We start from the raw sequence: 10497 nt of genomic DNA on the forward strand, positions 1-10497 counted from the left end.
AGGTGAGCTACCTCGTGCTCGACGACGTGACGCTCGCCCAGCAGGCGCAGCAGCCCGCGAGCGACACGGTGCAGGAGACCCCGAGCGACTGGGCCGGCTGGGGCGGACGGGCCATGGGCGGGTGCCTCCTCGATCGCGGCGGGGGAAGTGGAGCGGCCCCGGCGCCCGCACCGAGGTGCTGGGCTCCGGGGCCGCTCCGGCGTGCCGAGACTACGCGGAGAAGCGCGGGAAGGCGGAGCGACCCGCGTAGGTCGCCGCACCTCCCAGGATCTCCTCGATGCGCAGCAGCTGGTTGTACTTCGCGACGCGGTCCGAGCGGGCCGGGGCGCCGGTCTTGATCTGGCCGCCGTCCACCGCGACCGCGAGGTCGGCGATGGTGGTGTCCTCGGTCTCGCCGGAGCGGTGCGAGAGGATCGCGGTCATGCCGTTGCGCTGGGCGAGGGCCACGGCGTCGAGCGTCTCGGTGAGCGTGCCGATCTGGTTCACCTTGACCAGGATCGAGTTGCCGGCCTTCTCGGCGATGCCGCGGGCGAGGCGCACCGGGTTGGTGACGTACAGGTCGTCTCCGACGAGCTGCACCTTGTCGCCGATGGCCGCGGTGAGGTGGGTCCAGCCGGCCCAGTCGTCCTCGTCCAGCGGGTCCTCGATCGAGACCAGCGGGTAGTTGGCGACGAGGTCGGCGTAGTAGGAGGAGAGCTCCTCGGCCGAGAGCTTCTTGCCCTCGAACGTGTAGGCGCCGTCCTCGTAGAACTCCGAGGAGGCGACGTCGAGCGCGAGCCCGATGTCCTTGCCGGGGGTGAATCCGGCGGCCTCGACGGCCTTGAGGATGAAGTCGAGCGCCTCGCGGTTGGTGGGCAGGTCGGGGGCGAAGCCGCCCTCGTCGCCGAGGCCGGTGGCGAAGCCGGCCTTCTTCAGCTGCGCCTTGAGCGCGTGGTAGATCTCGACGCCCCAGCGCAGGCCCTCGGAGAAGGACTCGGCGCCCAGCGGGACGGCCATGAACTCCTGGATGTCGACGCCGGTGTCGGCGTGCGCGCCTCCGTTGATGATGTTCATCAGCGGCACGGGCAGGGTGTGCGCGTTCGGGCCGCCGACGTAGCGGAACAGGTCGAGGTCCGACGACTGCGCGGCGGCCTTGGCCACGGCGAGGCTGACGCCGAGGATCGCGTTCGCGCCCAGGCGGGACTTGTTCTCGGTGCCGTCGAGCTCGATCAGCTCGGCGTCGACGAGGCGCTGGTCGGTGGCGTCGAAGCCCTCGATGGCCGGGCCGATCTCGTCGATGACGGCGTCGACGGCCTTCTGCACGCCCTTGCCGAGGTAGCGGTCGGAGTCGCCGTCGCGGAGCTCGTACGCCTCGAACGCGCCGGTGGAGGCGCCGGACGGGACGGCCGCTCGCGAGGACGCGCCGTCCTCGAGCAGGACCTCGACCTCGACCGTGGGGTTGCCACGGGAGTCCAGAATTTCTCGGGCGACGACTGCCTCGATAAGGGCCACAACTATCTCCTCTTGACGGGTGGGCTCCCGGAGACGGGAGCGGTCGGGAAGGAGTCTACTGACCGCCTCCGAAGCGCAGGAGACCGCGGCCGGTCGTAGACTCCCAGGGCCCGATCGCCGGACGGCCCGGGCGCACCCGCCGACCCGGAGGTTCCCCGTGACCACGACCGCCGCCGACCACGTCGACCGTCTCACCGCCGTCGTCCCGGACTTCCCGAGCCCGGGCATCCTGTTCCGCGACCTCACGCCGGTCTTCGGCGACGGCGAGGCCCTGCGGGCGGTGGCCGACGCGCTGATCGAGCCCTACCGCGGACGGATCGACGCGATCGCGGGCGTGGAGGCGCGCGGCTTCCTGCTCGCCGCGGCGGCCGCCTACTCGGCCGGTCTCGGCGTCGTGACCATCCGCAAGCCCGGCAAGCTGCCGCGGGCCGTGCTGCGCGAGCAGGCGACCCTCGAGTACGGCGAGACGATGCTGGAGGTGCACGAGGACGCGGCGCCCCGCGGCGCGCGCCTGCTGCTGGTCGACGACGTGCTGGCGACCGGGGGCACGCTCGACGCGAGCCGCCGCCTGATCGAGCGCGCCGGGTGGAGCCTCGAGGGGATCGCGGTGGTCATGGAGCTCGACGGGCTCGGGGGCCGCGAGATGCTGGCCGGCCACCGCGTCGACGCGATCGTCACCGTCTGACCCGGCCCCGTCGCTCCGCTCCCCCTGCCCTCCCCCTTCCCGCGAGACACCACCGGGGTATGCGACCCACCGGGCGAGCCGCACTCGAATGGCGTCCCGCGGAAGGGGGAAGCGACGGGGTCAGGTGAGGGAGAGGGACATCCGGGAGAGGACGAAGGTCTCGAGCACTTGCACGAGCATGTAGAGCACGAGCGAGACGCCGGTCACGAGCACGACCGCCGACCAGACGTCCGCGAACCGGGCCTGGGCGGACCAGGCGTTGATCGCCCCGCCGATGCCCGCACCGGTGGAGAGCCACTCGGCGAGCAGCGCGCCCGTGATCGCTCCGGGCACCGAGATGCGGATCGCGGCGAAGAGCGAGGGCAGCGAGCCGGGGATGGCGACCTTGCGGATCGCGGTGAGGGTGCTGCCGCCGTAGACCGCGACCACGTCGAGCATCTGCGGGGAGGCGTTGTTGAGGCCGAAGGCGATCGTCACCAGCGCGGGGAACAGGACGACGATCCCGCCGATCACCGCGACCGAGGCGATCGAGCCGGTCCCGAAGACGAGGATGATCAGCGGCGCCATCGCGATCAGCGGCACCGAGCGCAGCAGCATCGCGAACGGCATCAGCGCGTGCTCGATGCCCTTCGACAGGCGGAACAGGATCGCGCCGAGGATCGCCACGACCAGGCCGGCCGCGAAGCCGATCAGTGCGTCGCCCATGGTCACGGCGAAGAGGCCGCCCAGCTCGGCGCGGTGCTCCGCGGCCTTCGCATCGGTCACCAGGTGCTGCCAGACGTCCCACGGGCCCTTGACCACGTAGGGCGAGACCCCGCCGAAGAGGACCACACCGATCCAGATCGCCAGCACGATCACGATCGTCGACAGGGCGACGAGCAGGCTCTTGCGCAGGCTCTTGAGAGTCGCGCCGAGGGCGGCCGTGCGCAGCTGGCGCCGCAGCTCGTCGACCGCGAGGATCGACGTGGCCGTGGACTGCTCCGTGCGGTCGGGGACGGTGGTCGTCATGGTCATGCCCGCTTTCCGGAGGACCAGGGCGCGATGAGGCGCCCGATCAGTCCGACGATGCCGTAGCCGAGGAGCGCGACGCCCGCGCAGAGGAGGAAGAGCGCCCAGACGCGGGGCGAGTTCAGCGAGACCTGCGCCGCGACCAGGATCGGGCCCACGCCCGTCTCGATCTTGCCGAAGTACTCGCCGAGGATCGCGCCGAGGAAGGCCGCGGGCACCGCGATCTGCAGCGCCGACAGGATGTTGGGCAGCGCCGCGATCAGACGCACCTTGCGCAGCTGGGTGAAGCGCGAGCCCCCGTAGACCGTGACGACGTCGAGCGCCGCCTTGTCGGCCGCCTTCAGCCCGAGGAGGCTGCCGACGACCGTGGTGAAGAACACCGAGAGGCCGGCCAGGAAGATCGCCGTCGCGCTCGCCTTCCCGGGAGCGTCCGCACCACCGAGGATCAGCAGCACGATCGCTCCGATGGCGACGATCGGCACGCAGTAGGTGATGACCGCGAGCTGCGAGACGACCCCCTCCAGCCAGGGCAGGACCAGCACGAGCGCCGAGAGCACCAGCGCGAGGAGGTTGCCCCAGAAGTAGCCGACGGCCGCCTCGCCGATCGTGACGGAGAAGTTGCGCCAGTAGAAGCCGGCGCCGTCCTCCATCGCGGTCTGCACGACCTGCACGGGAGTGGGGACGGGCGCGTAGGTCGCGGCGCCGGTGGGCGCGGTGACGAGCGCCACGATCCACCAGACGGCGACGATCGCGGCGACGCCGATCAGCCCGGTGAGCCACGGAGGCAGGGACAGGGTGCGGCGCGGGGCCGCGGGGAGCGTGGTGGCCACGGTGCCTCCTAGACGCGGTCGTCCGCGGCCGCGCTGCCGTCGCCGAACAGCAGCTCGGAGGCCTGGTCGACGTAGGCGTGGAACTCGGGGGTGCGCTGCATCTCGGGGGTGCGCGGGCGGGGGAGGTCGATGTCGATGATCTCCTTCACCCGTCCCGGGCGCGGGCTCATGACCGCGACGCGGTCCGAGAGGAAGATCGCCTCCGAGATGCCGTGCGTGACGAGGAGCGTCGTGGCGGGCTTCTCGGTCCAGATCCGCAGCAGCTCGAGGTTGAGCTTCTGCCGCGTCATGTCGTCGAGGGCGCCGAACGGCTCGTCGAGCAGCAGGACCTCGGGCTTGAGGATCAGGCACCGGGCGATCGACACGCGCTGGCGCATGCCGCCCGAGAGCTGGGCCGGCTTGGCCTTCTCGAAGCCGCGGAGACCGACGAGGTCGATCAGCTCGTCGATGTAGGACTGGTCGACGCTCTTGCCCGCGATCTCGAACGGCAGGCGGATGTTCGCCATGACGCTGCGCCACGGCAGGAGCGCGTGGTCCTGGAAGGCGATGCCGAGCTTGTTGTCGCGGCGCAGCTCCTGGGGAGTGCGGCCGTCGACCCGGATGGAGCCGGACGTCGGCTCCTCCAGTCCCGCGAGGATGCGCAGGATGGTCGACTTGCCGCACCCCGACGGGCCGAGCAGGGCGAGGAAGCTGCCCTGGTCGGTGTGGAGATCGGTGTCCTGCAGCGCCGCGACGCTGCGCGAGCCCATCCGGAACGTCTTCGACAGGCCGTGGATCTGGATGCCGGTGCCGCCGGCACCCTGGTCGCGCAGGGTGCCGGCGTCGGTCGTGTCGGTCACGAGTGGTGCCCTTCGTGGATCAGGATCAGGCCGCGTACTTCATCAGCTCGGGGTTCTCCTCGTAGACCTCGTCGAGGAGGGTCAGATCGAAGAGGTCCTCGGCCGTGACGTCGATCCCGGCGCCCGCGAGGGACGCGATGGTCTCGGACTGCAGCGTCTCGGAGATGGTGAAGAGGCCGTTCGAGACCGTCTCGTCCGAGACGACCAGTTCCTCGGCCTGGATGGTGGCGCCCTTCTTGGAGGACTCCTCGTTGAGGCCGAGGTCCTTGCCGTAGTTCTCGACGGCGAGCATCGCGCCCGCCTCCGGGTCGTTGACCGCGTCGGTCCAGCCCTTGATCTCGGCGACGAGGAACGCCTTCAGAGCGTCGCGCTTCTCGGCGATCGCCTGCTCCGACACCGAGAAGGTCTCGGCGACGAAGGGGAGGCCGTTGTCGGCGAAGGGCAGGTTGACGACCTCGTAGCCCTCGGCCGCGACCGTGATGGCCTCGTTCGTCAGGTAGGCGATGAAGCCGTCGACGGTGCCGTTGACGAGGACGGAGGGGTCGTACTCGACGGGGACGACCGTGAGGTCCGACTCGGAGAGGCCGTTCGCGGCGAGCAGCGCCTGGAACAGGGAGGTGTTCGAGGCCTGGACGCCGATCTTCTTCCCGGCGAGGTCGGCCGGAGTGGCGATGTTCCCGGCGGTCTTGATCGAGAGGACCGTGAAGGGGTTCTTCTGGTAGGTCGCGCCGATGATCTTGAGCGGGGCCTCCTGCTGGGCGATCGCGGTGCCGATCGAGACGGCGTCGCTGAGCGCGACGTCCGCGCTGCCCGAGAGGAGCTCGGCCACGCCCGTCGAGGGGCCGGGGGTGAGCGTCACTCCCGCCAGGCCGGCCTCGGTGAAGTAGCCCTTCGAGTCGGCGAAGAACTCGCCCGCGAACTCCTCGTTCTTGATCCAGGAGAGCTGGACCTTGAGGGTGCCGAGGTCGCCGCCGTCCGCGGCGGACGCACCGGAGGAGTCGGAGGCGCAGGAGGCGAGGACGGAGGCGCCGCCGATCGCGAGGCCGGCGACACCCGCCAGGCGGAGGAGGCTGCGGCGGTCGAAGGCCGGGAGGGAGCGGAGGGGCGACAGGGTCAAGGGGACTCCTCGGGTGGGGATCGTCAGGGCTGCTGCGGTGGGGTGCGCGGGGTCGCGACGGGGTGCCCGTGCGGGCGCGCCAAGCCGCGCCGATCGGGTGCCTCGACGCTATCCGGGGGAGATTTCTCGGGTGTGTCCGCAGATTTCGCGGGTATTAAGGCTCTCACGGATCCGACAAGGATCCGACCAGATCGACATGATCCTCTGACGGATCGGCTGAGACCCAGTTCAGGCCCGACAGGACGGCCCCGGCCCCTCCCGCGGGCGCGGCTCAGCGCAGGCAGCCGGCGTCGCTCACCCGGCGCCGCCGGCGCGGATCAGCCGAGGTCCTTGAAGGAGAGGTCGGCGGCGGAGGCGGCATCGCGCGGAACGAGAGCGAAGCGGGTGAAGCCCGCGGCGGCCGCGCGGTCCAGCAGCGGGGTGAGGTTCTTCGCCCGGCGCTCGAGGCGCACGCGCGAGCCCCGGGCGATCAGCTCCTGCTTGAGCGCGAGCAGCAGCTCGGGCGCCGCGTCGCGCTCGTGGACGAGGACGACGGCGTCGGGGCGCTCGACGACGGCACCGCCGATCAGCTCGACGATCCGCTCGAAGCCGATCGAGAAGCCGCAGGCCGGCACGTCCTGACCGAGGAAGCGGCCGATCATCCCGTCGTACCGCCCGCCTCCGCCGACCGAGGAGCCCGAGGACGGGTGCGCGATCTCGAAGATCGTGCCGGTGTAGTAGCCCATGCCCCGCACGAGCGTCGGGTCGAAGCGGAGCGAGACGCCGGCGGGCAGCGAGCGCAGCGACCGGGCCAGGGTCTCGAGCGCGAGCACCGCCTCCGGGTCGATGCCCTCGGGCAGCACGTCGAGGATCGCGGACTGCTCGAGCGCCACTCCCCCGGCGGCGACCGCCTCCTCGATCCGCGCGAGGTAGCCCCCGAGGACCGCGGCCGCGTCCGGCCCGTCGGCCTCCAGCTCGGCGACGACTCCGGCGGCGCCGATCTTGTCGAGCTTGTCGATCGAGATCAGCGCCGGGCCGAAGCGCTCGGGGGCGAAGCCGCAGTGCTCGAGGATTCCGGTGAGGATGCGGCGGTCGTTGATGCGGATGGTGCAGTCCTGGAGGCCCAGCGCGTCGAGTGCCGCCGCGGTCGCGGTGATGAGCTCGACCTCGGCCAGCTGCCCGGGCTCGCCGATGATGTCGATGTCGCACTGCACGAACTGGCGGTACCGCCCCTTCTGCGGGCGCTCGGCGCGCCACACCGGCGCGATCTGCACCGAGCGGAAGACGGCCGGCAGCTCGGCGCGGTGGGAGGCGTAGAAGCGGGCGAGCGGCACCGTGAGGTCGAAGCGCAGGCCGAGGTCGGCGAGGGCGGACGCGTCGTCGACCGCCGCCAGGTCGTCGCGGGTGAGCCCGCGGCGCAGGACGCTGAAGGCGAGCTTCTCGTTGTCGCCGCCGAGCCCGGAGTGGAGGCGGTCGAAGTCCTCGACCACGGGCGTCTCGATCTCGTCGAACCCGTGGGAGGCGTACACGCGGCGGATGACGCCGAGCGCGTGCTCGCGCTTCGCCTTGTCGGCGGGGAGGAAGTCGCGCATGCCGCGGGGCGGGGTGATCGGGGAGGCCATGACGGCGATTCTCCCAGATCGGCCGGGGCGGGCCCGCGGGCGCCTCAGTCCGCGCGCCGCTCCTGCTCCACCGCGCGGATCTCGTCCTGCAGGTCGCGCGTCGCGGTGCGGAGCGCACGCTCGGCGTCGAGCCCCTGGGCGCGGGCGGAGGCGACGATGGCCAGCAGCAGCGGGCCGAGGTCCTCCTCCGACTCGATGGGAAGCGGGCCCTGGCCGGCGTCCACGACGCCCAGCGAGGTCGCCTTGCCGATCACCTTGTCGGCGAGCGCGAGGGCCGGCATGCCCTGCGGGATCCCGTCGAGCACGCTCGTGCGGTGCGGCTTCTCGGTGCGCTTGAGCTCGTCCCACACCGCGATGACGTCGTCGGCCGTCTCGGCCGTGGCGTCGCCGAACACGTGCGGGTGGCGGCCGATCATCTTGGCGTTCATGTGCGCCGCGACGTCCTCGATGGTGAAGGGCTCGGCGCTCTCGGCGGCCAGGTCGGCGTGGAAGAGCACCTGGTAGAGGACGTCGCCGAGCTCCTCGATCAGGTCGGCCCGGTCCCCCGCCTCGATGGCGTCGACGAGCTCGTGCGACTCCTCGATCAGGTAGCGCACGAGCGACTCGTGGGTCTGCTCGGCGTCCCACGGGCAGCCGCCCGGGGCGCGGAGGACGTGGACGGTGCGGATGAGCTCGTCGAGCCGGGGATGCGCGGTCACACCGCCATCCTCGCATCCGGTCCGGCCGCCTCCGCGGACATCCGGGCGGCGCGGGCGCCCGGGAGCCTCAGGCCCGCGCGAGACGCCGCCGCGCGACGAGGAGGCAGCCGCCGGCGACGAGCGGCACCGCGGCGAGGAGCCCGGGTGACGCCGCGACGGACACCGCGGTCGAGGCGCTGACCAGTGCAGCCGCCAGGTTCCAGAGGACCACCGCGACTCCCGCGCCGTCCCCGATCGGGAGCGGCACCGGGCTGAGCAGCTGCGGCGGCAGCGGACCCCGGGTCGCGTCCATCGCCCGCGCGGCGACGGCGGCGACGGCGGTCGCGGCGGCCACCGGCACCGCCGCGCCCGGGAGCAGCAGCGAGGCGGCGAGGGCGCCGAGCATCGCGACTCCGACCGCGAGCACCAGCGGGAGGACGGCGTGCAGGAGGAGCAGCTCGAACGGGCCGGGCGCGAGGAGCGCCGGCTGTCCCGCGGTCGCGGCGGCGTGGCGGAAGCCGTCGCTCCAGACGCCGGCGCCGAGGTAGGCGAGCACGCCCGCCGCGGCGGCCGGGAGCGCGAGGAGGGAGGACGGCACGACCGCGGCGAGCACGGCGGCGGCGCCGGCGGCGGCCAGCGCGACGACCGCGACCGCCGAGCGTCCGGGAGTGCGCAGCGCGCCGATCGCGTCGCGCACCGGCACCGCGAGAGCGAACGGGGAGAGGCGGACCGCTCGGAGCCCCCGCCCGACCGCCGGGAGGGCGCGGTACCCGTCGAGCGACTCGGCGAGGTCGCCCGTCGCTCCGAGCCGGGCGGTCGCCGACCACTGCCGGGCCTGGGCGAGGAGCCGAGATCCGCGCGCGGCGTCGAGCAGCCGGGGCGCCGCGGCCAGGACGACCGCGGCCGACGCGAGCAGCACGGTCGCGGCGCGCACCTCCTCCGCTCCGCTCACGGCCGAGGCGAGGAGGCCGCCCGGCGTGGGCGCACCGGGCAGGAGGGCCCCGAGGACCGCGAGGGAGACGAGGAGGCCCGCCGCGAGCGCGGGGAGGCGCGAGGGCAGGCACTGACCGGCGAGCCAGGCGACGGCGAGGAGGCCGGCGAACGCGGCGCCGCCGACGACGGCCGCGAGGAGCGGCGCGGAGGCGGCGAGGGCGAGGAGCGACGCGACGGCGGAGCAGCACGCCACGAGACCGGCCGACGCCCGGACCACGGGCAGGCGGAGCACCGCCCAGCGGCGCAGATCGGTCGCGAGCAGCACGGCCGTGGTGTGCGGCTCGCCCACCGCGGGTCCGCGCACCCGACCCAGGAGCACGGCGGCGGGCAGGGCGAGACCCGCGGCGAGGGCGATCAGCGGCTCCGGCGCGGCTCCCGCCTCGGCGGCGAGGAGCGCGAGGGCCCGGGCGACGGGGAGGACGACGACGAGGACGGTCATCGCGGCGAGGTAGCCCGCGTAGGCGCGCGGACTCGGCGGAGCCGCGGCGCGGTGCCGGTGCAGAGCCCGCACCTCGGCGACGCGAGCCCTCTCCGCGCGCGTCACGCCCGCTCCAGCTCGACGACCCGCGCGCCCAGACCCTGGATCAGCACAGGGCTGTGGGTCGCGACGACGAGTGCCCGGGACGCGGCTGCGCGCCGCAGGACTTCCGCCACCAGCGGCACCCGCTCGACGTCGAGCCGCTGCTCCGGCTCGTCGAGCAGCAGCACCGCCGAGGGCCGGGCTAGCACGAGCGCGAGGGAGAACAGCTGCGTCTGCCCGGAGGAGAGCTCGTGCGGGAAGCGGCGGGCGAGCGGAGCGAGCGCGAGCGCGTCGAGACCTGCCGCGGCCTCGCGGCGGGCGTCGGCGACCGGCGCGCCCCACGAGACGGCCACCATCGCGAGGTGCTCCTCGAGGGTCAGGTCCCGCTCGAAGGGCGGGGTGCCGATCAGGGCGGCGACGGCGCGGCGGTGGGCGGCGGAGCGCTCCTCCGGGGCGCGCCCGGCCACCGCCACGACTCCCTCGCTCGGAGCGGTGAGGCCGGCGATCACCCGCAGGAGCGTGGTTTTGCCGGTGCCGTTGCGGCCCGTCACCGCGACGCGCTCCCCCGCCTCCGCCTCGAGCGAGCACGGGGCGAGCAGCTCGACCCCCGAGGCGCGGACCGCGACCCCGCGGACGGCGACCAGCGGGCCGGCGAGCGGCTCCGGCTCTCGAGGACGTCGGGCGGCGAGGAGCGGCATGCCCTCCATCCTGCCAGCGGGCCCTCCCGCAGCGGCGA

At 73.4% G+C, this 10497-nt stretch carries 10 protein-coding genes; 1 reads left to right on the forward strand and 9 read right to left on the reverse strand.

Features of this window, described 5'->3' with window-relative positions; genetic code table 11:
- Window positions 1-210 precede the first annotated feature (210 nt).
- Complete coding sequence (gene eno, locus C5D36_RS06855) at window positions 211-1491, reverse strand: phosphopyruvate hydratase (protein ID WP_104222361.1); 1281 nt, start codon at window positions 1489-1491, stop codon at window positions 211-213.
- A gap of 157 nt (window positions 1492-1648) precedes the next feature.
- Between eno and C5D36_RS06860 the strand changes: the two genes are divergently transcribed.
- Entirely contained in the window at window positions 1649-2176 is a 528-nt protein-coding gene (locus C5D36_RS06860; RefSeq protein WP_104292313.1) for an adenine phosphoribosyltransferase, read from the forward strand.
- Between the two features lie 120 nt (window positions 2177-2296).
- Here C5D36_RS06860 and C5D36_RS06865 read toward each other — a convergent pair whose 3' ends face one another.
- From C5D36_RS06865 to C5D36_RS06900, 8 genes are all read right to left on the reverse strand, one after another.
- Window positions 2297-3190: an ABC transporter permease gene (locus C5D36_RS06865; RefSeq protein WP_104295495.1), complete on the reverse strand. Its 894-nt coding sequence runs from the start codon at window positions 3188-3190 to the stop codon at window positions 2297-2299.
- A complete protein-coding gene (locus C5D36_RS06870; RefSeq protein ID WP_258059477.1) occupies window positions 3187-4014 on the reverse strand; it encodes an ABC transporter permease in 828 nt (275 codons plus the stop codon). Before C5D36_RS06870 ends, C5D36_RS06865 begins: the two co-directional genes overlap by 4 nt.
- 8 nt (window positions 4015-4022) lie before the next feature.
- On the reverse strand, window positions 4023-4763 hold the full coding sequence (locus C5D36_RS06875) for an ABC transporter ATP-binding protein (RefSeq protein ID WP_104295533.1): 741 nt from the start codon (window positions 4761-4763) through the stop codon (window positions 4023-4025).
- A 115-nt stretch (window positions 4764-4878) separates the two neighbouring features.
- Window positions 4879-5970, reverse strand: coding sequence for an ABC transporter substrate-binding protein (locus tag C5D36_RS06880; protein ID WP_258059873.1), 1092 nt, complete (start codon window positions 5968-5970; stop codon window positions 4879-4881).
- 317 nt (window positions 5971-6287) lie between these two features.
- Window positions 6288-7571: a histidine--tRNA ligase gene (gene hisS, locus C5D36_RS06885; protein ID WP_104295496.1), complete on the reverse strand. Its 1284-nt coding sequence runs from the start codon at window positions 7569-7571 to the stop codon at window positions 6288-6290.
- 44 nt (window positions 7572-7615) lie between these two features.
- Window positions 7616-8269 (reverse strand): MazG family protein, encoded by a 654-nt coding sequence (locus C5D36_RS06890; protein WP_104222356.1) that lies wholly within the window; start codon window positions 8267-8269, stop codon window positions 7616-7618.
- Window positions 8270-8336: 67 nt separating this feature from the next.
- Entirely contained in the window at window positions 8337-9785 is a 1449-nt protein-coding gene (locus tag C5D36_RS06895; protein ID WP_104268003.1) for a hypothetical protein, read from the reverse strand.
- Window positions 9782-10459 (reverse strand): ATP-binding cassette domain-containing protein, encoded by a 678-nt coding sequence (locus tag C5D36_RS06900; protein ID WP_104268002.1) that lies wholly within the window; start codon window positions 10457-10459, stop codon window positions 9782-9784. The genes C5D36_RS06895 and C5D36_RS06900 overlap by 4 nt, the downstream gene beginning before the upstream one ends.
- Window positions 10460-10497 lie beyond the last annotated feature (38 nt).

Origin of the sequence: Rathayibacter sp. AY1C6 (assembly GCF_002931535.1) — a bacterium.
Classification (GTDB): domain Bacteria; phylum Actinomycetota; class Actinomycetes; order Actinomycetales; family Microbacteriaceae; genus Rathayibacter.